We start from the raw sequence: 21925 nt of genomic DNA, 5'->3' as shown, positions 1-21925 counted from the left end.
TTCACCTTTCCGGACTCGCGCAAGCCCGCAGCCTGTAAGCCCCAGCTTGTTAAGCCCCGAATGATTGCCTCGACTTCCAGTCTCCTGCTGTTCGCTGTGCTGCTCGGTGCCGCCGCCGCGCTTGGCATGCGCTCAGCCAGGCCGGACGCGGGCCGGGACGGCAAGCTGCTGCGCCGCTTGTCGTGGTCGGCCGCCGTGATGTCGCAGGCGTCGATCGGCTTGCCGCTATGGGTAGCCATCGGTTCCGGTTCGCTCTCGGCGCTCGAGGATCCGGTGCGCGCGGTGTCGGCGTTCGCCTCCGCGACCGCTGCCGCCATCGCGTCCGCCCACGTCTTCACGGTATTGAAACAATGGCTGCGCGGTGCCACGCGTGCCTGGCGCGTGGTGGCCGTGATGTCGATGCTCGGCGGTGCCGGCATGGTCGCCGTGGCCGGTGCGCGCATGGGCCGGCTGTGCGGTAACGGTTCGCTGACCGCGCGCGCCTGCCTCGACGCGGCCGTGCTGCCCGACCCGGGCTGGCTCGGCGGCGGCATCGCGCTGCTGTGCTTCGCGATGTTCGCGTTCCATCGCGCGCAATCGCGCGGCTGGCTCCCCGCCCCGATGCGTCCCGAGGCCACGCTGATCGAAGACACCCCGGACGACTTCCCGTCGGCCGCGTCGCTGCCCCGCGCGGCCGGTATGCGCGGCGGCCGGAAGCAGGTCGGGCGGATTCCGGGCCTGACCGTGCGGCCGTCCGGACGCGGCGGCGAGGCCGTGGGCGAGTACAGCGTCTCAACCGATCTGCCGGACCGCATCGCGTTCGGCCGCTGGCTCGACCAGACCCTTGCGCAGGCGCGGTTGACCGAGACCGGCTGCGCGGTGCTGCTGATCCATATCGCCGACTTCCGCGAGGTCGACGAGGTATTCGAAGTCCGCGCCGACGATATCCTCGCGCAGGACGCGGGTGCGCTCGCGCAGGCCGCGCTGGAACCGCACGACTTCCTGGCGCGGCTGGCCCGCGACGAGTTCGCGGTGGGCGTGCCCGAGCTCGTGCACCACGGGCGCGCGCACGAGCTGGGCTCGCGCGTGCTGGGTTCGCTGGCCGAATTCGTGGCCGCGCGCGGACTGCAGATGCAGATCGGCGTGAATATCGGCATCGCGATCTATCCGCGCGATGCGCAGACGTCGGAGGGCCTGATGCAGGCCGCCCGCGTCAGCCTGTCCGAGGCGCGCGAGAGCGGGTCGAACCAGGTGCGCGTGTTCAACTCCGCCGCGGGCGAGCGCGCGCGCCGCATGCGCGTGATCCGGCGCGACCTGTGGCTCGCGATCCAGGACGACGGGCTGTCGCTGCAATACCAGCCCAAGTTCGACGTGAAGCATCGCACCGTAGTGGGCGCCGAAGCGCTTTGCCGCTGGCGCCACCCGACGCTCGGCGTGGTCAATCCCGCCGAGTTCATCATGGTGGCCGAGCAGTCCGGCCAGATCGACAAGCTCGACGACTGGGTCATTGCCAGCGTGTGCGCGCAGGTCCGGCTCTGGCAGGACGCGGGACTGCCCGTGGTTCCCGTGGCGATCAACGTGTCGGGACTGCGTTTCGCGAGCCGCAACTTCCCGCAGTACCTGCTCGAGCAGATCCACCAGCACGACATTCCGCCGTCGGCGATCACGCTCGAGATCACCGAGACCGCGGCGATGAAGGACATCGGCAAGTCGCTGGAGACGCTGGCGGAGCTGCAATCGCTCGGTATCCACGTGGCGCTCGACGACTTCGGCAGCGGATATTCGAGCCTCGGCTACCTGAAGCGCCTGCGCGTCGGCACGCTGAAGATCGACCGGACGCTGATCGGCGGGCTCGATGCGGACCCGCAGGGCCGCGCCATCGTCGGCTCGATGGTCGCGCTCGCGCACGAGCTGCGCATGAAGGTCGTGGCCGAGGGCGTCGAATCGCACTCGCAGCTCGACATCCTCAATGCCATGGGGTGTGACGAGGTGCAGGGCTACCTCATGGCCCAGCCACTCGACGCGTCGTCGTTCGCCGAGATTCTGCGCGACACGCAACCTGTTCGCGTCTGAACCCGCGCGCGGTGGCGTAACCGTGCAACGCGCAATGAGACCGTTTCGCATTGCCGGGTTTGCGGGAAATTTAGCGCCAGAGTTAGAGCTTTTGCTCTAACCCCCCCTTCACCGCGCTAAAGCAGGCGGCTGCGCGGACGATAAGACCAAGAGACCGAGCGTCAAATGGGTGCGCCTTTGCCGCCCTTGCCCTCGCTATCCGGAGCCCGCCATGTCCCTGCCAACCATCCTCGTCGTCGACGATTCGCCGTCCATCCGCCGCATGATCGGGGCATGTCTGCGCGCCGCCGGTTACACGGTCACGGAGGCCGCCGACGGCAAGGAGGCGCACGAGGTCGCCCGCGAAGGCGCGTTCGGCATGCTCGTGACCGATCAGGTCATGCCCGGCATGGACGGATTGACGCTGATCCGCGCGCTGCGCGAGACGCCGCACTATGCTGCGACCCCGATTCTGATGCTCACCACGGAAGCCGACGGTCAGATCCGCGCGCAGGCGCGCGAGGCCGGCGCGTCGGGCTTTCTCGCCAAGCCGTTCGACCCCGACCAGCTGATCGCATCGGTCGAAGCGCTTTTGCCCCCTCCCACGGTGGGGTGACCGGCGTAGCAAAGTCGCCCTTCAGCCACCCGATCCGCCGCCGTTAACACTGTGGGGCCATCCCCCACCAACACTGCAGCGGGGCAACATGACTATCCAGACGAAGGCTGACGGCGCCGGGGAAGAATTCCTGGCCTTCCGGCTCGGCCGCGAAGAGTACGGCATCGACATCCTCAAGGTGCAGGAGATTCGTGGTTACGAATCGGTGACGCAGATCGCCAATGCACCGGCCTATCTCAAGGGCGTGATCAACCTGCGCGGCACGATCGTGCCGATCATCGATCTGCGCATCAAGTTCCGTCAGGAAAAAATCAGCTACGACCAGTACACGGTCGTGATCATCGTCGACCTCAATCGACGTACGACGGGCATCGTGGTCGACGGCGTGTCCGACGTGCTGACGTTGTCCCAGTCGCAGATCAAGCCGACGCCGCAGTTGTCCGGCGGCATGGAAACCGACTACATCCGGGGTCTGGGTTCGGTGGAGAACCGCATGCTGATCCTGGCCGATATCGAAAAGCTGATGGGCGTGGAAGAACTCGCGGCCATCGACGCGGCGGCTGGCGCCGCCTGAGGGAACCCGTAGGGGAGCGCGGATGCGGGCGTCGCGGCCCGGTCCGCCTTGCTGCCGGCATCAGAACCTAACAGGGCTGGCGGCGGGAACGGGCAAGAGTGGCCGGTACGGCCACGACAACAATGCGGGAGAGCGCAGCGATGCCACTCCCGGTCTTTTCTGACAGAAGGGGGTAGTTCTATGCAGTGGTTCAATCAACTACGCGTTACGACCAGGCTCATAGCCGGCTTCCTGGTCGTATCCGTCATCGGCGCCATCATGGGCCTGCTTGGCGTGATCAACATGGGGCGCATGGCGGAATGGACCGGCAAGATCTACAACGAGGACCTGCAGGCGCTGAAGGCCGTGCAGGACGGCAACATCAACCTCGTGTATGCGAGCCGCGCGCAGATCGCGCTGCTGTCGGCCTCCACGATGGGCGAGCGCGCGACCGAGAAGGAGCGCATCGAGAAGTCGCTGGCGACCATGGAAGAGCGCGTGAAGGCGGCCAAGGGCTCGTTCACGCAGCCGGAAGGCCAGGCGATGGTGAAGCAGTACGAGACCCTCGTGCCGCCGTTCCGCGAGCGCATGACGAAGTACGTTGAACTCGTGAACAAGCAGCCGCTGGATACGTCGCAGTTCGAGAGCACGGTGTTCACGGAAAGCTCGGATCTGCTCAAGGACAGCCGCGCGCTGGAGGACGTGCTGTTCAAGATGGTGAAGCGCCGCGACGAGCGTGCGCGCGCCAACATGGACGAATCGGACGGCGTGTACAAGAGCTCGCGCGTGGTCATGCTGGTGCTGGTGCTGGGCGGGTTGGTCGTATCCGTGCTGCTGGGGATGTTCCTCGCGCGCGGCCTGTCGCGCCAGCTTGGCGGCGAACCGGGCTACGCGGCCCGCATTGCCTCGCGCATCGCGGACGGCGATTTCTCCGCCGCGGTATCGCTGCGCAAGGGCGACAAGTCGAGCCTGCTGCACGCCATGAGCGAGATGCAGCATCACCTGTCGCGGATGGTGCGCGATTTCAAGGAATCGGCCGAGTCGATCGGTACGGCATCGCGTGAAATCGCCGCCGGCAACAACGATCTGTCGCAGCGTACGGAACAGCAGGCCGCCTCGCTCGAGGAAACCGCTTCGAGCATGGAAGAACTGACCAGCACGGTCCGCCAGAACGCGGACAACGCGCGTCAGGCCAGCGGCCTTGCCGCCAACGCGTCCGAAACCGCCGTGCGCGGCGGCGAAGTAGTGGGCCGCGTGGTGCAGACGATGGACGAGATCAACGAGGCCTCGCGCAAGATCGTCGACATCATCGGCGTGATCGAAGGCATCGCGTTCCAGACCAACATCCTTGCACTGAACGCGGCCGTGGAAGCGGCACGCGCGGGCGAGCAGGGCCGCGGCTTCGCGGTGGTGGCCGGCGAAGTGCGCAGCCTGGCGCAACGCTCCGCCAATGCGGCAAAGGAAATCAAGGGCCTGATCGGCGATACCGTGGCGCGCGTGGACAATGGTTCCGTGCTCGTGGGCGAAGCCGGCCAGACCATGGGCGAGATCGTGCAGGCGGTCAAGCGCGTGACCGACATCATGGGCGAGATCAGCGCGGCGTCGGCCGAGCAGAGCTCGGGCATCGAGCAGGTCAACCAGGCCGTGGCGCAGATGGACGAAGTGACGCAGCAGAACGCGGCACTCGTGGAACAGGCAGCCGCTGCCGCCAGCTCGCTCCAGGAGCAGGCCGGCCGTCTGCAGGATTCGGTGGCCACGTTCCGCCTGTCGCAGGACGACGAAGCCGGCAGCGGTCCGTCGCTGGGTTCCGCCGTCGTACCGGCGGTGCGCTCGGTGACCAAGCCCGCGCTCTCGGCATCGGCGGCATCGAAGGCACCGCGTCTCGCGGCAGCCAAGACGCGCGCCACCCGTGGCGGCAAGGCAGCGGCGGCCGGCGCGGGCGCTGCCGCGGCAGCCAGTGCAGCGGATTTCGAGGAAGTGGCAGCAAGCGATGCGCCGGCACTGCGCCCGGCCACCGCTGGCGGTGCTTCCGACAATGGCGACTGGAGCGCGTTCTGAGGGCCCTGTGCCCGTCGTGAACCTGATCCGGGGTACCCACGTGCCACGCGCGTCCCACGCATGCCTGCCCCCCGCTGCCGCGGGGACGTGCGTGCCGGGACGCGCTTTTGTTCCATGACATCATGACCACCGACATCAATCTGTCCCTGTCGGCCGAGGCGACGGCCAGACTCAGAGCGGACTTCGACGCTTTTGTAAGGGTCTCGACGGGGCTCGATGCCGAGTTCGTGCCGCCCGCCTTCGACGACTTCCTGCGCGCGCGTCTGCTGCAGCAGGACGGCCCGCTGACCGAACGCGCCGTCATGCGGCTGCTGGCCAGCGGCGAGTACGGATGGGCGCGGAAGGTCTTCGACAAGCAATTGCCGAACGCGTTGTCGGCGCTGATGCGCGACGCGCAGCGCTTTGGCTTCGGCCTCGCCGTACAGCCCGAATGGACGCCCGCGCAGCGCGTCGAACACGCGCGCGAGTGGGCGCAGCAGATTCTCAGCGAAGCCGGGGCCGATGCGGCCTTCACGGAAGCGCTGGCCGCGCAGATCGCCGCCAGCGCCGTCGATGTCCGCACGATAGAGGAACGCATGCGCACGCCGGCGTGGCGCATCGCGGACAGCCTGCGCCAGCGGGCCTACGACCTCATGTACGCGTTGCAGACCGAACAGAGCGAGGCGCTGGGGCGCAGCAAGGTGGGCGAGATGCGCGCGCTGCTGGGTCTCGCGCTCGAATACGGTTCTGTCAGCGCGGATGAGGCCGCGCGCGTTCTGGAGCAGGTGGAACGTGCGCGGCCGCATCTGTTCCGCGAGGCACCGGACGACATCTTTTCGCGCCTCGCGGCCTGGTTGCGGCAGCTCTTTAGTCAAGCCGCACCCTTGCGTCAATAGTGGAATGCATCGGCGCGGACAAGGCCTGTATCTCATCCGTCACAACCAGTTGTCGGCGGTGATACCGCCTTATACGTAAACGCGCGTTAACTACATGTCTGACATCTGTGCTGTTACAAATTAGCGGGGCTATGTCTTTCCATACGACATTTGTTCCCCCCCAACCTAAGTAGGGATTGGCATTGCGGGCCGATTGCCGATATAAACGTAACAGTTTCACTTACACTCTGTAACATCTGTAACGCTTCAGAGATGTAGGTGATACCGGGCGTAGTTCCTATTGTCGTACGTCGTACCCATCGCACACGCACAGCAACGATCTGGTCGCCGACACAGCTTCAAACGTGTCGGTAAGCGCCGGACAAGCGGTCGAAGGGTTTTTTGGTAGCGGGGAAAAATTGGAAAGCAGTGAAGTTCTCCAGGAGATCAGGGAGGTTAACCTCGCCTATCTGCTGCTCGCGCAACGACTGGTGCGCGAAAACCAGGTGGAAGCCATGTTCAGGCTTGGCGTCAGCAAGGAAATTGCTGAGATTCTTGCCAAACTGACATCGGCGCAGCTCGTCAAGCTGGCGGCATCGAATATGGTGCTGTGCAGGTTCCGTTTCGACGATCATGCGCTGCTATCCACGCTCACTCACACGGCCAAGAGCCATGATATGCAGCAGATCCATGCTGCAATCCTGCTTGCCCGGCAACCTGTGGAGCAGCTCAATTGACCGCTCTCCTTCAGGCCCAGCCGGCCCGCAGTTTCACGGCGACTCCCGTACCCAACCGAAAAAGTGTCCTGCAGGATGCCAACCAGACCCAGCTCGCCATCGAGCTGATCGGCCTGGGTGCGCGTCTTCAGGTGCTCGAAGCCGAGACCACGCTCTCGCGCGACCGGTTGATCCGTCTCTACAAGGAGCTCCGCGGCGCCTCGCCGCCCAAGGGCATGCTCCCGTTCTCGACAGACTGGTTCACGACCTGGCTGCCGAATATCCATTCGTCCCTGTTCTTCTCCGCTTACCAGTTCATGGTGCAGGAAGGCGAGACGTCGGGTATCCGCGCCGTGGTGGCGAGCTATCGCCTGTACCTCGAGCACGTTTCGCTGCTGGGCGGCGAAATTGTCTTAAGTTTCACCCGTGCCTGGACGTTAGTACGGTTTTTCGAGAGCAATATGCTGCAGCTTTCCACGTGCACATGCTGCGGCGGACAGTTCGTGACGCATGCCTATGAGCCGCACGCGAACTTTGTCTGCAGCCTGTGCCGTCCGCCCTCACGGGCAGGGAAAGTCAAGAAGCTCTCGAAGGACGCCGTAGCCGCGCAGACCCACGCCTGATTCCCAGGCGACGTCCGCGGCGGCAAGGCGGGCCCCGAGATCGGGGCGCGCGGTGACCCCGCGCGCCTGTACGAAGGGCCCTTGTGCGCTGACGCGTGTTTTCTAGACGGGGATCCGATCGTGCTTGTAGTTCTTGGCTATGTCGTCGTGCTTGGTGCGGTGCTGGGCGGGTATGCCATCACCGGCGGCCACATGGGCGCGCTTTACCAACCGGCGGAACTCATCATCATCGGTGGTGCAGCGGTCGGCGCATTCATCAGTACCAACAGCGGCAAGGCCATCAAGGGGACCATGAAGGCCCTGCCCAAGCTGTTGCGCGGCTCCAAGTACAACAAGGAGCTTTACCTGGACGTGATGGCACTGCTGTACGTGCTGCTGTCCAAGGCGCGCCGCGAGGGCATCCTGTTCCTCGAGAAGGAAATCGCCGACCCTGCCGCGAGCAGCGTGTTCAGCCAGTACCCACGTATCCTGGCCGACGCGGTGATGATGGAATTCCTCACCGACTATCTGCGCATGATGGTCAACGGCAACATGAACGCGTTCGAGATCGAGGCGCTCATGGACCACGAAATCGAAACGTATCGCCACGAGGCCGAGGTCCCCGCCCATGCGCTGTCGCGCGTCGGCGACGGCCTGCCGGCCTTCGGTATCGTCGCCGCGGTGATGGGCGTGGTGCATGCACTGGCCTCCGCCGATCTGCCGCCGGCCGAACTCGGCGCACTGATCGCCCACGCGATGGTCGGTACGTTCCTCGGTATTTTGCTCGCTTACGGTTTTGTCTCGCCGCTGGCCGCTCGCATCGAGCAGCAGGTGGACGAGAGCGTGAAGATGTACGAGTGCATCAAGGTCACGCTGCTTGCCTCGCTCAACGGTTATGCGCCGCTGGTTGCCGTGGAGTTCGGCCGCAAGGTCCTGTACTCCACCGTGCGTCCGTCCTTCCTTGAACTCGACGACCACGTTCGCGAAGTCAAGAGCCTGACCTGACGGGAGAGCAGTCATGAGCAGCGCCCAGGATCTGCGCCCCATCGTCATCAAGAAGGCGAAGTCGCGCGCCAAGCCGCACGGCAACCACAGCTGGAAGATCGCTTACGCCGACTTCATGACGGCCATGATGGCCTTCTTCCTCGTGCTCTGGCTGCTGAGCTCGGCATCGCCGAAGGCCCTCGTCGGCGTGGCGGAGTACTTCCGCACGCCGCTGAAGGTGGCGATCGCGGGTGGCGACAAGAGCAGCATGTCGAAGAGCGTCGTGCCCGGTGGCGGCAAGGATCCGATGGCCAAGGATGGCGAGGTGATGCGCGCGCAGACCAACGATCCGTCGGATGCGCGCCGCCGCGAGCAGCAGGAATCCGAACGCCTGCGCCAGCTCAAGACCCGCCTCGAGACGACCATCGAGAACAACCCCGTGCTGCGCGCGTTTCGCCCGCAGCTACTGCTGGACATCACGAGCGAAGGCCTGCGCATCCAGATTCTCGATACGCAAAACCGCCCGATGTTCCGCACCGGCAGCGCCGCGGTGGAACCGTACATGCGCACCATCCTGCGCGAGATCGGTCCGGTGCTCAACGAGATGCCGAACAAGGTGAGCCTGTCGGGTCATACCGACTCGCAGACCTATATGGCGGGCGAGCGGGCGTACAGCAACTGGGAGCTGTCGGCCGATCGCGCCAACGCTTCGCGTCAGGAGCTGATCGCGGGCGGCATGAACGAAGGCAAGGTGCTGCGCGTGCTGGGCCTGGCCGACACGATGCCGCTGGACAAGAACGACCGTCTGGCGCCCGTCAACCGGCGTATCAGCATCGTCGTGCTGAACAAGAAGGCTCAGGCGCAGTTCGAGTCCGAGAACGCGAGTGCCGCCGAAGTATCGGTGGCCGCGCAGAAGGGCAAGGCCGCACAGGAGCTGCAGGCTGGCGTGGCGGCGGCGGAAACGCCGGCGGCCAAGGCACCGGCAGCGACAGGCGCGCCAGCACCGGCGGCAACGCCGGCAGCGGGCGCGGCGGCAACCGCGGCGCCGGCGGCAGCAGGCAAGCGCGAATGAGGCGCGCCGCGCGTGAAAGCGCGGCGCATCCAAAGGCAATTTAGCGGACCAGGACGGCCATGTCTGTCGATATCGATATTACGCAGTTCTATCAGACCTTCTTCGAAGAGGCGGAAGAGCTGCTCGTAGAAATGGAGCAACTGCTGCTCGGGCTGGATCTCGACGCCCCCGATGCGGAAGAGCTCAATGCGATCTTTCGCGCGGCGCACTCGATCAAGGGCGGCGCCGCCACGTTCGGGTTCTCGGCGCTGACCGAGACCACGCACATCTTCGAGAACCTGCTCGACCGCGCACGTCGGCAGGAAATCGCGCTCACGCGGGCCATCATCGACACTTTTCTGGAAACCAAGGACGTGTTGCAAGACCAGCTCAACGCCTATCGCAACGGGACCGAACCCGATCCGGAAACTCTGGCGCGAATCTGCGCGGTCCTGCAGCAGCTTGCGCAGGAAGCCGGTGGTGACGCTGGGGCGCATGCGCCCGCGGCCGCACCGGCACCCGTCGCCGCGTCTGCACCGGCCGCGGCTGCCGCGCCGGCGGGCGGCAATCTCAAGATTCGCCTGATCAAGGTATCGCCGGCGGACCAGGCGCTGCTGCGCGAAGAGATTGCCAACCTCGGCGAGATCACCGGACAGCAGGAAGCCGAGGGCGACCTGACGATCTGGCTGAATAGCGCATGCAGCGCCGATGACATCATCGCGGTCTGCTGCTTCGTGATCGACGGCGACCAGATCGTGGTGGAGGCGTCCGATGGCGCCGCGCCGCCGGCGGCCGCTCCGGCGCCCGCTCCGGCACCGGTAGCCGCCGCCCCTGCGCCGGCTCCCGCGTCGGCCCCGGCCGCGCCGGCCGCCGCGAAGGAAAAAGCCAAGCCCGCGGCCGCCGCGGCGCACAGCCCCGACGCGGGTTCGATCCGTGTGCCGACCGAGAAGGTCGACCAGATCATCAACCTGGTCGGCGAACTGGTCATCACGCAATCGATGCTCGCACAGACCGCGTCCTCGCTGGACCCGGTGCTGTTCGACCGGCTCTTCTCCGGCATGGGCCAGCTGGAACGCAACGCGCGCGACCTGCAGGAAGCGGTGATGTCGATCCGCATGATGCCGATGGACTACGTGTTCTCGCGCTTCCCGCGCCTGGTTCGCGACCTGGCCAGCAAGCTCGGCAAGCAGATCGACCTCGTGACGTTCGGCAAGGCGACCGAGCTGGACAAGGGCCTGATCGAACGGATCATCGACCCGCTGACCCACCTCGTGCGGAACAGCCTCGACCATGGCATCGAGACGCCCGAGAAGCGTATCGCCGCCGGCAAGGAGCCGACGGGCCAGTTGATCCTCTCCGCGCAGCACCACGGCGGCAATATCGTGATCGAGGTGAGCGACGACGGCGGTGGCCTGAACCGCGAGCGCATTCTCGCCAAGGCGATCCAGAACGGCCTGCCGGTGTCGGAAAACATCAGCGACGAGGAAGTGTGGCAGCTGATCTTCGCGCCGGGCTTCTCGACCGCCGAAGTGGTGACGGACGTGTCCGGCCGCGGCGTCGGCATGGACGTGGTGAAGCGAAACATCCAGGAAATGGGCGGCCACGTGGAAATCGCGTCGCGCCCGGGCAATGGCACCACGACGCGCATCGTGCTGCCGCTGACGCTCGCGATTCTCGACGGCATGTCGGTGCGTGTGGGTGAGGAAACCTTCATCCTGCCGCTGAACTGCGTGATGGAGTCCCTGCAGCCGAAGGCCGAGGACGTGCATACCGCCGCCAACGCCGAGCGCGTGATGAACGTGCGGGGCGAGTACCTGCCGCTGCTGGAGCTGCACCGCGTGTTCAACGTGGACGGCGCGCTGCAGGAACCGACGCAGGGCATCGCCGTGATCCTGCAGGCCGAAGGCAAGCGCTTCGCGCTGCTGGTGGACCAGCTGATCGGTCAGCACCAGGTAGTGCTGAAGAATCTGGAAACGAACTATCGCAAGGTGCCGTGCATCTCCGCCGCCACGATTCTGGGCGACGGTAGCGTGGCGCTGATCGTGGACGTCGCGGCGCTGCAGCGCACCGGCGTGCGCCGTCAGGATCCGGTGCTCGCCTGATCGGGCGGACGCGCGCAACACTCAGACAAGGAGAGCAAACATGGCCGGCATCGGACACATCGATACCCAGGGGAGCGAGGCCTCGGGCCAGGAGTTCCTGGTCTTCACGCTCGGCACCGAGGAATATGGCATCGACATCCTCAAGGTGCAGGAGATTCGCAGCTACGAGACGGTGACCCGCATCGCCAACGCGCCCGATTTCATCAAGGGCGTGACGAACCTGCGCGGCGTGATCGTCCCGATCGTCGATCTGCGGCTGAAGTTCCGCCTCGGCAACGTGCGTTACGACCATCAGACCGTCGTCATCATCCTCAACGTCGCGGGCCGCGTGGTCGGCATCGTCGTGGATGGCGTGTCGGACGTGCTGACGCTGACGGGCGACGATATTCGTCCCGCACCGGAGTTCGGCGTGTCGGTGTCCAACGAGCACCTGACGGGTCTGGGCTCCGTGGAAGGCCGCATGCTGATTCTGATCGATATCGAACGCATGATGACCAGCCCGGAAATGGCGTTGATCGAGGCCGAACTGGCCTGATCCCGTCCTCGCAAGCAACGACGCAAGCCTGCTCGCCCTTCGGGGCGGGCTTCTACCAAGACATTCATCATGACGCAGCTCCGTTCTTCCGCCAGTGCCATCGGGAAGCCAGCGGGGGCTGTTTCGCCCACGATGCCCGTGATCACGCCGCTGCGTGACGATATGCGCGACTTCCTGCTCACCGAGCGGGACTTCGAGAAGGTGCGCGCATTGATTCACAAGCGGGCCGGCATCTCGCTGGGCAGCCACAAGCGCGAGATGGTCTACAGCCGCCTCGCGCGCCGGCTCCGCGCGCTGCAGCTCACCGACTTCGGCAGCTATCTTGCGATGCTCGAGGCCGAAGAAGGTTCGGTGGAGTGGGAATACTTCACGAACGCGCTGACCACGAACCTGACCTCGTTCTTCCGCGAGGCACATCACTTTCCGCTGCTGGCCGAGCACGCGAGGAAGACCGGACGTCCGTACAGCGTGTGGTGCGCGGCCGCATCGACCGGCGAGGAGCCGTACTCGATTGCGATCACGCTCGCGGAGGCGCTTGGCGATCGTGCCGGCACCGTGCTGGCCACGGACATCGACACGCAGGTCCTGGCCAAGGCGCGGAACGGTGTCTACACGACCGAACAGGTGGCGCGCCTGTCGCAGGAACGGCTCAAACGCTTCTTCCTCAAGGGCACGGGCTCGCGCGCCGGCGCGGTCAAGGTCAAGCCAGACCTCGCCTCGACCATCACTTTCGACGCGCTAAACCTGCTCGCGCCGGACTGGGGCATTCGCGAGCAGTTCGACGCAATCTTCTGCCGCAACGTGATGATCTACTTCGACAAGCCGACGCAGGGCCGCATCCTCGAGCGGTTTGCGCCGCTGCTGAAGCCGAACGGCCTGCTCTTCGCGGGGCACTCGGAGAACTTCTCGTACGTCACGCGCGCGTTCCAGCTGCGCGGGCAGACCGTGTACGAACTCGCCGGCCGCGCCGGCGCGGGAGGTGCGTGATGCGAACTCCGCAGATGCCCGAGGCCATCGCCACGCGCAAGTATTTCGATCGCGAGTTCGGCAAGCAGGCCATCAAGCTGCTGCCGAACGAGTACTACGTGACCGGTGACGACGTGGTGCTGACCACCGTGCTGGGCTCGTGCGTCGCGGCGTGCATCCGCGACGAGGTCGCCGGCGTCGGCGGCATGAACCATTTCATGCTGCCCGACGACGAGAACGCCGGACCCGACCGCGTGCTCTCGGCATCGATGCGCTACGGCTGCTACGCGCTGGAAGTGCTGATCAACGAACTGCTGAAGATGGGCGCGCGCCGCGAACGGCTGGAAGCGAAGGTTTTTGGCGGTGGCGCGGTGCTCGCGAACATGACGACCCTCAATATTGGGGATCGAAATGCCGATTTCGTATTGAAGTACCTGAGAACGGAAGAGATACGCGTGGCGGCACAGGACTTGCGCGGTCCGCATGCCCGGCGTGTGAGTTATTTCCCGCTGACGGGGCTGGCGCTGGTACGCCGGCTGACCCGCCAGGACGACACGGTCGTCGTGGAGCGCGACGAACGGGCATTGGCCCGCGCGCTGTCCACGTCCACGAAAACGCCCGCGCGAGGCGCCGTGGAATTGTTTACGCGGCAGGCGACGTCGAAGACGTCGTCGTGAAGACTACAAGAGACGCAGAACTATGACCGCCGCAAAGATCAAGGTGCTGTGCGTGGATGACTCCGCGCTGATACGCAGCCTGATGACGGAGATCATCAACAGCCAGCCCGACATGGAGGTCGTGGGCACGGCACCGGACCCGCTGGTCGCACGCGATGCGATCAAGCGTCTGAATCCGGACGTGCTGACGCTGGACGTGGAAATGCCGCGCATGGACGGGCTCGACTTTCTCGAGCGCCTGATGCGCCTGCGGCCGATGCCGGTGCTCATGGTGTCGTCGCTGACCGAACGCGGTTCCGAAATCACGATGCGGGCGCTGGAGCTCGGTGCCGTGGACTTCGTGACCAAGCCGAAGCTCGGCATCCGCGACGGCCTCATCGACTATACGGACACCATCGCCGACAAGATCCGCGCGGCATCGCGCGCGCGCGTGCGTTCCACGGCCACGGCACCCACCACCGCCGCGGCGGCACCGATCCTGCGCAGCCCGTTGCTGGGCACCGAAAAGCTGATCATCGTCGGTGCATCGACGGGCGGCACCGAGGCAATCAAGGAATTCCTGATGCCGCTGCCGCCGGATTGTCCCGCGGTCATGATCGTGCAACACATGCCGGCCGGATTCACACGCTCGTTTGCACAGCGCCTGAACGGCCTGTGCCGCATTACGGTCAAGGAAGCCGAACATGGCGAACGTGTGCTGCCCGGTTACGCGTATATTGCGCCCGGTGATTCGCACCTGATGCTCGCGCGCAGCGGCGCGAACTATGTCGCGCACCTGTCGCAGGATCCGCCCGTGAACCGCCACCGGCCCTCCGTGGACGTGCTGTTCGATTCGGCGGCCGTGCATGGCGGCAAGAACGTGACGGGCGTGATCCTGACCGGCATGGGCAAGGACGGCGCTCAGGGCATGTTACGGATGCGCGATGCCGGCGCGTACAACCTTGCGCAGGACGAGCAGTCCTGCATCGTGTTTGGCATGCCGAAGGAGGCGATAGCCGCCGGTGGCGTGCATGAAGTGGTGCCTCTGCAGTCGATGAGCCAGCGCGTAATGGCGCATCTGGCGACATTCGGTGCACGGGCGCAGCGCGTTTAAATTTATCCACAACTGTTTTGGAGCCGTAGAGTGGACAAGAACATCAAGATCCTGGTGGTCGACGACTTCCCGACCATGCGTCGGATCATCCGTAACCTGCTCAAGGAGTTGGGCTTCAACAACGTCGACGAAGCCGAAGATGGCGCCGCCGGCCTGGAGAAGGTCAAGGACGGCAGCTTCAACTTCGTCGTGTCGGACTGGAACATGCCTAACATGGATGGCCTGACGATGCTGCAGTCGATCCGCGCGATTCCCGCGATCGCCAAGACGCCGGTGCTGATGGTCACGGCCGAGGCGAAGAAGGAAAACATCATTGCCGCCGCGCAGGCCGGTGCCAACGGCTACGTGGTCAAGCCGTTTACCGCCGCCACGCTCGACGAGAAGATCACCAAGATCTTCGAGAAGCTGGGCAAGGAGTAAGGTGCTGCCATGTCGACGACTCAGACTTCTGCCATTGATTCGGCCGAGCAGATCATCCATCGTATCGGCAACCTCACAAGGATGCTGCGCGACAACATGCGGGAGCTGGGGCTCGACAAGGAAATCGAGCGTGCCGCCCAGGCCATTCCCGACGCACGCGATCGCCTGAGCTACATCGCGACGATGACCGAGAAGGCGGCCGAGCGCAGCCTCAACGCGGTCGAGATCGCCCAGCCGCTGCAGTCCGCGCTCGAAACGCAAGCCGAGGCGCTGGACAAGCGCTGGGAAGAGTGGTTCGCCAAGCCGGTGGAACTGCAGGACGCACGCGCGCTCGTGCTGGACACGCGCGAGTTCCTCGCCGATGTTCCGGTGAAGACGCGCGCGACCGGTAGCCAGCTGCTCGAGATCATGATGGCCCAGGACTTCCAGGATCTGACGGGCCAGGTCATCAAGAAGATGATGGACATGATCCGTTCGCTCGAGCAGGAACTGCTGCAGGTGCTGATCGACAACGTGCCCGCCGATCGCCGCGTGGATACGCAAGCCACGCAGGCCACGCTGCTCAACGGCCCGCAGATCAACCCCGAAGGCAAGGCGGACGTGGTGGCGGATCAGTCGCAGGTGGACGACTTGCTGGCAAGCCTCGGCTTCTGATCGGCCTTGCGGGCACACGCGCCCGCGTGTTCGTGGCGATGATTTCCCGGATCAGCGATGGTCCGGGGAAATCCGCCATCACGATGCCGACATAGCGTGGCTGCCATCTGTACAGGTATGCGAGGGTCAGGTAGTTGATGCCCTCGAACGCGATGGTGCAGATGCCCAGAAAACAGTTCACGCGCGGAAAGTCCGGATACGCGTACTGGAACGCCGGCGACGTGAGTCCCGTCGCCAGACGGCTCGCGCCTTCGTTGGCGGCAATCTGCCCGCTCGCGGCGAAGTAAGGAAAGGCGCCCCCCGATGCCGACAGGTAGGTGACCTGCCCCCACGGTCGCGTGGCGTCGAACACGTCGCTGGCGCGCGCCTTGTCGAGCGCGCGCCGCACCCGCTCCCATTTCTCGTATAGATCCCAGTTCGTGCGCAGATACCACGCGTCGAAGACGTCGTGGTGCGTGAAGTACAGCCGCTCCGGAAACAGCACGATGCGGCCGCGCACGCGGCCGAGCCGGGGCACGGCAGGCGAGGCGATCTCTATCGCGTCGCGGTGCGGCGCGGTCTCCATGGCCACGGCCGCGTCGATCGACACGGTGCTCCATACCGGCGCGCTTTCCAGCCGCACGCGCACCAGCAGCACTTCGCAGGGATGCCTGCGGAGGAACTGCCGCATGATGCCGAGGATCCGGCGCAGCGTCGCATATTGCCGTATCGGGCCGTGATACGCGTGCAGATGGTTGTCGACCAGCCGGACGCGAATGTCGAACGCGCGCACGCCCGCGTACAGCTGCGCGCGAAGCGGCATCGCCTGCGTGGCGACGGCATCGCCGCCGAAGCGGCTCATCGAGTTATGGGTGCCCGGTATCGAGATATCGTTGAGAAAGCGATCGTCCGGCAGGCGGGACATCCAGTCCGGATGCAGCCGGATCGGGTGCGGATGCTGCGAATAGGCGCCGGTGGGCCGGGCCTGCACCGGCGGCGCCGGGGCCGTGCAGGCAACGGCGAGCCAGAGGGCCAGCCAGCGGCCACGGTGATGGGAATCTTGCATGACCATGCGCTCCTGTCTTCGTGGATCGGAGCTGTCATGCTGGAATGCGCGGCGCGCGATTTCCTTGACCAGGATTCAATCGCGCCCCGATATCGGCGAATGGCGGCCCTGTCAGCGCCGCACGAGCGCGACCACGTAAACGCAGGGCGTCTTGCCGGGATTCACGAACGTGCACGGCGCGGGCGCGCCGAGCTGCAGACAGTCGCCGGGCGCCAGCGTGTGCACGAGTTCGCCTTCCTCGAACACGAGCGTACCCTCGCGGACCCAGATTTGCTGGTGCTGGAAGGTGAAGGCGGAGGACGGGTAGGACACGCGCGCATTGCCCGGCAGCGTGACTTCGATCAGCTCGATCATGCCGCCATTGCGGGGCGACACCGCGCGTCGCGTATAGCCCGTTTCGGGATCCTGCCAGACCGGCTGGTCGTCGTGGCGGCTCAGCCGCTCCCCCGCCTGCTCGGCGAGCGCGAGCAGCATCGACAATTGCAGCCCGAAGGCGCCGGAGAGCTTGCCGAGGATCGTGGCGGTGGGACTTGCCTCGCCGCGCTCGATCTTGCTGATCATCGCCTTCGATACCCCGGACCGGTCGGCCAGTTCGGCAAGCGACCAGCCCCGCGATTCGCGCTCGATGCGGACACGGGCGGAGATGGCGTGGGTGGGGTCGGCGGCGAGTCGGCTATCCATGCGAGGGTCCTTGCTGGCGGAACGGCGAATTATAGGGTGCGCTGTGGCCCGGGCCCCACTCAAGGGTTAACCCTGCTATGAGATCGGATTGATTGGTAGTCGCGCGTCCACTATAGTAGACGAATATTCCAATTGGCCGGAGCCCCCACGATGCCGCGCGAGATTCGCCTCAATGCCTTCGACATGAACTGTGTCGGTCATATCCAGCAGGGGCTGTGGACCCATCCGCGCGACGAGTCGGCGCGTTACACCGAACTCCAGTACTGGACCGAGTACGCGCGCAAGCTCGAGGCCGGGCTATTCGACGGCGTGTTCTTCGCGGACGTCGCCGGCGTCTACGATGTCAATGGCGCCACCGCCGACGCCGCGCTGCGCGGCGGCGTGCAGGTGCCCGTCAACGACCCCACGCTGGTCATTCCCGCGATGGCCGCCGTGACGCGCCATCTGGGCTTCGGCGTGACCTGCAACCTCACTTACGAGCAGCCGTTCCTGTTCGCGCGCCGCATGTCGACGCTCGATCATCTGACCGGTGGCCGCGTGGGCTGGAATATCGTGACCGGGTATCTCGACAGCGCCGCGCGCGCGATTGGCATCGACGGACAGATGGCGCACGACGATCGCTATGACCTCGCCGACGAGTACATGTCCGTGGTCTACAAGCTCTGGGAAGGCAGCTGGGACGACGACGCGGTGCTGGCCGACCGCGCGCGCGGCGTGTATGCCGATCCGGAAAAGGTGCGCGTGATCCATCATCACGGCAAGCAGTACAAGGTCGATGCGATGCATCTGTGTGCGCCGTCGCCGCAGCGTACGCCGGTGCTGTACCAGGCCGGATCTTCGACGCGCGGGCGCGAGTTCGCGGCCACGCACGCCGAATGCGTGTTCGTGAACGGCCAGAAGAAGGAAGCGGTGAAAGAGATCGTCGATGACATTCGCGCGCGCGCCGTCGGGCTCGGCCGCGGTGCGGACGACGTCAAGGTGTTCATGGGCGCGACGCTGATCGTCGGGCGTACGGACGACGAGGCTCGCGAGAAGTTCGAGGCGTACAGGCGCTACGTGAGCGACGAAGCGGCGCTCGTGCATGCGGCCGCGTCGCTCGGCATCGACTTTTCGAAGTACGACCTCGACGAGCCGATTCAGACTGGAAAGAGCCAGGCGATCGTCTCCAACGTGGAGGCGATGAATCGCAGCGCGGGGCCGCAATGGACGCGCCGCAAGCTGCTCGAACAGATGGTGCTGGGCAGCCGGCAGGCGCCGTGGGTGGGGTCGGCGGATCGCCTGGCCGACATGCTCGTGGCATGGAGCGAGGAGACCGGCGTGGACGGCTTCAACCTGTCGCGCACGGTCGTGCCGGAATGCTTCGACGACGTGGTCGAGCTGCTGGTGCCGCGGCTGCAGGCGCGCGGTGTGTACAAGACCGCGTATCGGGACGGAACCTATCGCGAGAAGCTGTTCGGCCATGCGCGCCTGCCGGCGTCGCATACGGCCGCGCAGTATCGCAACGTGCGGTGAGTGGGTGATGGACATTGACAAGACTGCTTTCCGCGATGCCATGGCCGGCCTCGGTGCCGCCGTCAATATCGTGACGACCGATGGTGATGCGGGGCTCGCGGGCTGCACGGCATCGGCCGTGTGCGCGGTGACGGACGACCCGCCCACGTTGCTCGTCTGCATCAACCGCGCGAGCCGTAATAACGCGGCGATGCGCGAGAACGGCCGCCTGTGCGTGAATGTGCTGTCCGCCGACCAGCGCGATATCGCCACGCATTTCTCCACGCGCGACCTGACGATTGCCGAGCGCTTTGCCTGCGCCGAGTGGGATCGGCTGGCCACGGGCGCGCCCGTGCTCCATGGCGCGGTCAGCGCGCTCGACTGCGAGATTGCTTCGGTGACCGAGGTCGGCACGCATACGGTGTTCTTCTGCGCGATCAAGGCCGCACGCACGGCCAGCGATCGTGACGGGCTGATCTACTTCGCGCGCGATTTCCATCGGGTGGCCGCACCCATGGCGTCGCCGGTCGCGTCGATCGCGTGATGGACGGTGGCGTGATCGATAGCCACACGATGCGTGGCAAGTTTGCCTCGCTCGTCATTCTGCTCGTGTCGCAGGTGGCGGCGATGGGCGTCTGGTTCTCGTCGAGCTCGGTCGTGGCCGTGATCAAGCACACGCATGCGATCGCCGCGTTCGACGAAGCACTGCTGACGAGTGCCGTGCAGTTCGGCTTCGTGATCGGCACGATCGGCTCGGCCCTGCTGTCGCTGCCGGACCGCTATGACCTGCGGCGGCTGTTCGCGGCATCCGCGCTGATTGCGGCGCTGGCCACGGGCTTGCTCGCGTTCCTCCCTCCCACGGGCCCCATCGTCGTCTTGCTGCGCTGCCTGACCGGCATGTGCATGGCGGGCGTCTATCCGGTGGGCATGCGGCTTGCGGCCACGTGGGCGCGCGGCGACCTCGGTTTGCTGATCGGCCTGCTGGTCGGCGCGCTGACGCTCGGCTCCGCGAGTCCCCATCTGCTGGCGGCGACCGGTGGCCTCGAATGGCGCACGATCTACGGCATCGCGGCAGGATGCGCGGCGGTGGCGGCGGTTCTGATCGCGTTTGCGGGCATCGGTCCCAATATCCGGCGCGCCACGCGCATCGACGTCGCGAAGATGGCGCAGGCGTGGCGGCAGCCGTCGCTCCGGCTAGCGAACCTCGGCTACCTCGGGCACATGTGGGAGCTCTACGCGATGTGGGCGTGGCTCGCGCTGTTCCTGCAGCAGACCTTCAGCGCGCGCGGCATGCCCGATGCGCGGCTGCAGGCGGAGTGGCTGACGTTCATCGTGATCGCGGTGGGCGCCGTGGGTGCCTGGTTCGGCGGCTGGCTTGCGGACCGCGTGGGCCGCACGGCCGTCACCATCGGCGCGATGGCGACCAGCGCCTGCTGCGCGGCGGCGATGGGATGGCTTGCACAGGCACCGATCGCGGTGCTCGTGATCGTCGCGCTGGTCTGGGGTGTCTCCGTGATTGCCGATTCCGCGCAGTTCTCGGCCAGCGTCACGGAGCTGGCCGAACCCACATCGGTGGGGACGCTGCTGACCGCGCAGACCTGCGCGGGCTTCCTGCTCACGCTTGTGAGCATCCATCTTGTTCCCGATATCGTCGCCGCGCTGGGCTGGCGCGGCGGGTTCGGGATGCTGGCGATCGGGCCGGCGCTGGGATGCATCGCGATGTGGCGGCTGCGAAACCATCCCGACGCCGTGCGGCTGGCCGGCGGCAAACGCTAGCCGCCGCCTGCGTCAGGCGGCTTCGGCGTGGTCGGTCGAGGCCGACAGTTCGCGCCACTGGGCCAGCTCGCGCTCGACGTAAGCGTGCTTCTGCTCGATACGCGCGATCGCGTCGGTGCCGAGCGGCAGGCGCAGCGGCGGGGTGTCGGCGTCGGCCAGCTGCAGAATCGCCTTCGAGAGCTTTCGCGGATCGCCGGGCTGCTTGTGGTTGAGATCGGCGGCAACGTCGCGCATCTTGCCGACGGTCTCCGCATAGTCTCCGATGCGCTCGACGGTGGAGACCAGCGAGTTGTCGTTGAGGAAGTCCGTGCGGAAGAAGCCGGGCTCGACCACCGTCACGCGGATGCCCAGCGGCGTCAGTTCCTGCGACATCGCCTCGGTGATGCCTTCCACGGCGAACTTGGTCGAGCCGTACACGCCCCAGCCGAAGTACGCGCCGTAGCCGCCCAGCGACGAGATATTGATGACATGGCCGCTCCGCTGGCGGCGCATCTGCGGCAGCACCGCGCGCGAGACGGCCAGCACGCCGAACACGTTGGTCTCGAACAGCCGGCGCGCTTCGGCGAGGCTGGTTTCCTCCACCGCGCCCAGCACGCCGAAGCCGGCGTTGTTCACGAGCACGTCGATCCGGCCGAAGCGGGCCACGCCTTGCCCGACCGCCGCCGCTGCTTCAGCCTCGTCGGTCACGTCGAGCTTTACCGCCAGCAGGTTCGGATGCTCGCCCAGCGCGTCGATGATCTGCCGCGGATTGCGCGCCGTGGCGACCACCCGATCGCCACGTGCCAGCGCATCGCGCACGATCAGCGCGCCAAAGCCGCGCGAGGCACCGGTCACAAACCAGACTTTTGCGTTGTTCGATTGCGCCATGATCCAACTCCTTTGCTTTGTTCGTTGAGGGTCGGTGCCGAGGTGTCGGTCACCGTTGACAGCAATGGTAGGCAGCGGTCGATCCACAAACAATGGTGGTTTGAATTGGATGAATCACAACAGATGGTTGTGAATCATGGCAACAAAAAGGCC

The 21925-nt window shown here is 65.8% G+C and carries 22 protein-coding genes; 19 read left to right on the top strand and 3 right to left on the bottom strand.

All coding sequences use genetic code 11. From position 1 onward, the window contains the following. The first annotated feature begins 60 nt into the window (after window positions 1-60). The 16 genes from AAHB16_RS16975 to cheZ all read left to right on the top strand — a co-directional run bounded on the left by AAHB16_RS16975 (window position 61) and on the right by cheZ (window position 15912). Window positions 61-2052 carry a putative bifunctional diguanylate cyclase/phosphodiesterase gene (locus AAHB16_RS16975; RefSeq protein ID WP_342051518.1) on the top strand — a complete coding sequence of 664 codons (1992 nt, stop codon included), beginning with the start codon at window positions 61-63 and terminating at the stop codon, window positions 2050-2052. A 211-nt stretch (window positions 2053-2263) separates the two neighbouring features. Beyond that, window positions 2264-2647, top strand: coding sequence for a response regulator (locus tag AAHB16_RS16970; RefSeq protein ID WP_150376190.1), 384 nt, complete (start codon window positions 2264-2266; stop codon window positions 2645-2647). An 88-nt stretch (window positions 2648-2735) separates the two neighbouring features. Beyond that, window positions 2736-3221: a chemotaxis protein CheW gene (locus AAHB16_RS16965; protein WP_150376192.1), complete on the top strand. Its 486-nt coding sequence runs from the start codon at window positions 2736-2738 to the stop codon at window positions 3219-3221. A gap of 180 nt (window positions 3222-3401) precedes the next feature. Then, window positions 3402-5258 carry a methyl-accepting chemotaxis protein gene (locus AAHB16_RS16960; RefSeq protein ID WP_150376194.1) on the top strand — a complete coding sequence of 619 codons (1857 nt, stop codon included), beginning with the start codon at window positions 3402-3404 and terminating at the stop codon, window positions 5256-5258. 122 nt (window positions 5259-5380) lie between these two features. Next, a complete protein-coding gene (locus AAHB16_RS16955) occupies window positions 5381-6133 on the top strand; it encodes a DUF4088 family protein (protein WP_150376196.1) in 753 nt (250 codons plus the stop codon). 398 nt (window positions 6134-6531) lie between these two features. Further along, complete coding sequence (gene flhD, locus AAHB16_RS16950; RefSeq protein ID WP_109585504.1) at window positions 6532-6849, top strand: flagellar transcriptional regulator FlhD; 318 nt, start codon at window positions 6532-6534, stop codon at window positions 6847-6849. Further along, window positions 6846-7451, top strand: a complete 606-nt coding sequence (gene flhC, locus AAHB16_RS16945; protein ID WP_150376198.1) for a flagellar transcriptional regulator FlhC — start codon at window positions 6846-6848, stop codon at window positions 7449-7451. Before flhD ends, flhC begins: the two co-directional genes overlap by 4 nt. Window positions 7452-7571: 120 nt before the next feature. Beyond that, window positions 7572-8435 carry a flagellar motor stator protein MotA gene (motA, locus tag AAHB16_RS16940; protein WP_150376200.1) on the top strand — a complete coding sequence of 288 codons (864 nt, stop codon included), beginning with the start codon at window positions 7572-7574 and terminating at the stop codon, window positions 8433-8435. A gap of 13 nt (window positions 8436-8448) precedes the next feature. Then, window positions 8449-9486, top strand: a complete 1038-nt coding sequence (gene motB, locus AAHB16_RS16935) for a flagellar motor protein MotB (protein WP_150376202.1) — start codon at window positions 8449-8451, stop codon at window positions 9484-9486. Between the two features lie 59 nt (window positions 9487-9545). After that, window positions 9546-11567 carry a chemotaxis protein CheA gene (cheA, locus tag AAHB16_RS16930; protein WP_342051517.1) on the top strand — a complete coding sequence of 674 codons (2022 nt, stop codon included), beginning with the start codon at window positions 9546-9548 and terminating at the stop codon, window positions 11565-11567. Between the two features lie 40 nt (window positions 11568-11607). Continuing rightward, a complete protein-coding gene (locus AAHB16_RS16925; RefSeq protein ID WP_150376206.1) occupies window positions 11608-12102 on the top strand; it encodes a chemotaxis protein CheW in 495 nt (164 codons plus the stop codon). 69 nt (window positions 12103-12171) lie between these two features. Beyond that, entirely contained in the window at window positions 12172-13089 is a 918-nt protein-coding gene (locus tag AAHB16_RS16920; RefSeq protein WP_342051516.1) for a CheR family methyltransferase, read from the top strand. Continuing rightward, window positions 13089-13745: a chemoreceptor glutamine deamidase CheD gene (gene cheD / locus AAHB16_RS16915; protein WP_150376210.1), complete on the top strand. Its 657-nt coding sequence runs from the start codon at window positions 13089-13091 to the stop codon at window positions 13743-13745. The genes AAHB16_RS16920 and cheD overlap by 1 nt, the downstream gene beginning before the upstream one ends. A 22-nt stretch (window positions 13746-13767) precedes the next feature. Then, window positions 13768-14838, top strand: coding sequence for a protein-glutamate methylesterase/protein-glutamine glutaminase (locus AAHB16_RS16910; protein ID WP_150376212.1), 1071 nt, complete (start codon window positions 13768-13770; stop codon window positions 14836-14838). A 30-nt stretch (window positions 14839-14868) separates the two neighbouring features. Then, entirely contained in the window at window positions 14869-15258 is a 390-nt protein-coding gene (gene cheY, locus AAHB16_RS16905; protein ID WP_109585495.1) for a chemotaxis response regulator CheY, read from the top strand. Window positions 15259-15267: 9 nt separating this feature from the next. Continuing rightward, entirely contained in the window at window positions 15268-15912 is a 645-nt protein-coding gene (cheZ, locus tag AAHB16_RS16900; RefSeq protein WP_150376214.1) for a protein phosphatase CheZ, read from the top strand. Here cheZ and AAHB16_RS16895 read toward each other — a convergent pair. Beyond that, entirely contained in the window at window positions 15836-16957 is a 1122-nt protein-coding gene (locus AAHB16_RS16895; RefSeq protein WP_342051515.1) for a hypothetical protein, read from the bottom strand. The two genes, cheZ and AAHB16_RS16895, sit on opposite strands and share 77 nt — an antisense overlap. A gap of 111 nt (window positions 16958-17068) precedes the next feature. Beyond that, complete coding sequence (locus AAHB16_RS16890; protein ID WP_150376218.1) at window positions 17069-17638, bottom strand: helix-turn-helix domain-containing protein; 570 nt, start codon at window positions 17636-17638, stop codon at window positions 17069-17071. Between the two features lie 150 nt (window positions 17639-17788). Between AAHB16_RS16890 and AAHB16_RS16885 the strand changes: the two genes are divergently transcribed. Genes AAHB16_RS16885 through AAHB16_RS16875 form a run of 3 tightly spaced genes read left to right on the top strand, consistent with a single transcriptional unit; the run spans window position 17789 to window position 20905 of the window. Then, window positions 17789-19150 carry an LLM class flavin-dependent oxidoreductase gene (locus tag AAHB16_RS16885; protein WP_342051514.1) on the top strand — a complete coding sequence of 454 codons (1362 nt, stop codon included), beginning with the start codon at window positions 17789-17791 and terminating at the stop codon, window positions 19148-19150. A gap of 7 nt (window positions 19151-19157) precedes the next feature. Beyond that, window positions 19158-19673 carry a flavin reductase gene (locus AAHB16_RS16880; RefSeq protein WP_342051513.1) on the top strand — a complete coding sequence of 172 codons (516 nt, stop codon included), beginning with the start codon at window positions 19158-19160 and terminating at the stop codon, window positions 19671-19673. Window positions 19674-19684: 11 nt separating this feature from the next. Continuing rightward, window positions 19685-20905: an MFS transporter gene (locus AAHB16_RS16875; RefSeq protein ID WP_342051512.1), complete on the top strand. Its 1221-nt coding sequence runs from the start codon at window positions 19685-19687 to the stop codon at window positions 20903-20905. A 12-nt stretch (window positions 20906-20917) separates the two neighbouring features. Here AAHB16_RS16875 and AAHB16_RS16870 read toward each other — a convergent pair whose 3' ends face one another. Further along, a complete protein-coding gene (locus tag AAHB16_RS16870) occupies window positions 20918-21772 on the bottom strand; it encodes an oxidoreductase (RefSeq protein WP_150376224.1) in 855 nt (284 codons plus the stop codon). Window positions 21773-21925 lie beyond the last annotated feature (153 nt).

The organism is Cupriavidus sp. OTU4054 (assembly GCF_038440175.1).
Lineage (GTDB): Bacteria > Pseudomonadota > Gammaproteobacteria > Burkholderiales > Burkholderiaceae > Cupriavidus > Cupriavidus pauculus_D.
This window is presented reverse-complemented; position numbering and strand designations above follow the sequence as displayed.

What these genes read in the sequence shown, in the direction of transcription:
- cheD (WP_150376210.1), top strand. Translation starts at nt 13,089, where the DNA reads ATGCGAACTCCGCAGATGCCCGAGGCCATCGCCACGCGCAAGTATTTC.
- AAHB16_RS16970 (WP_150376190.1), top strand. Translation starts at nt 2,264, where the DNA reads ATGTCCCTGCCAACCATCCTCGTCGTCGACGATTCGCCGTCCATCCGC.
- AAHB16_RS16890 (WP_150376218.1), bottom strand. Translation starts at nt 17,638, where the DNA reads ATGGATAGCCGACTCGCCGCCGACCCCACCCACGCCATCTCCGCCCGT.
- AAHB16_RS16925 (WP_150376206.1), top strand. Translation starts at nt 11,608, where the DNA reads ATGGCCGGCATCGGACACATCGATACCCAGGGGAGCGAGGCCTCGGGC.
- AAHB16_RS16975 (WP_342051518.1), top strand. Translation starts at nt 61, where the DNA reads ATGATTGCCTCGACTTCCAGTCTCCTGCTGTTCGCTGTGCTGCTCGGT.
- AAHB16_RS16965 (WP_150376192.1), top strand. Translation starts at nt 2,736, where the DNA reads ATGACTATCCAGACGAAGGCTGACGGCGCCGGGGAAGAATTCCTGGCC.
- AAHB16_RS16885 (WP_342051514.1), top strand. Translation starts at nt 17,789, where the DNA reads ATGCCGCGCGAGATTCGCCTCAATGCCTTCGACATGAACTGTGTCGGT.
- AAHB16_RS16870 (WP_150376224.1), bottom strand. Translation starts at nt 21,772, where the DNA reads ATGGCGCAATCGAACAACGCAAAAGTCTGGTTTGTGACCGGTGCCTCG.
- AAHB16_RS16880 (WP_342051513.1), top strand. Translation starts at nt 19,158, where the DNA reads ATGGACATTGACAAGACTGCTTTCCGCGATGCCATGGCCGGCCTCGGT.
- AAHB16_RS16960 (WP_150376194.1), top strand. Translation starts at nt 3,402, where the DNA reads ATGCAGTGGTTCAATCAACTACGCGTTACGACCAGGCTCATAGCCGGC.
- cheZ (WP_150376214.1), top strand. Translation starts at nt 15,268, where the DNA reads ATGTCGACGACTCAGACTTCTGCCATTGATTCGGCCGAGCAGATCATC.
- AAHB16_RS16910 (WP_150376212.1), top strand. Translation starts at nt 13,768, where the DNA reads ATGACCGCCGCAAAGATCAAGGTGCTGTGCGTGGATGACTCCGCGCTG.
- AAHB16_RS16920 (WP_342051516.1), top strand. Translation starts at nt 12,172, where the DNA reads ATGACGCAGCTCCGTTCTTCCGCCAGTGCCATCGGGAAGCCAGCGGGG.
- cheA (WP_342051517.1), top strand. Translation starts at nt 9,546, where the DNA reads ATGTCTGTCGATATCGATATTACGCAGTTCTATCAGACCTTCTTCGAA.
- AAHB16_RS16895 (WP_342051515.1), bottom strand. Translation starts at nt 16,957, where the DNA reads ATGCAAGATTCCCATCACCGTGGCCGCTGGCTGGCCCTCTGGCTCGCC.
- motB (WP_150376202.1), top strand. Translation starts at nt 8,449, where the DNA reads ATGAGCAGCGCCCAGGATCTGCGCCCCATCGTCATCAAGAAGGCGAAG.
- AAHB16_RS16955 (WP_150376196.1), top strand. Translation starts at nt 5,381, where the DNA reads ATGACCACCGACATCAATCTGTCCCTGTCGGCCGAGGCGACGGCCAGA.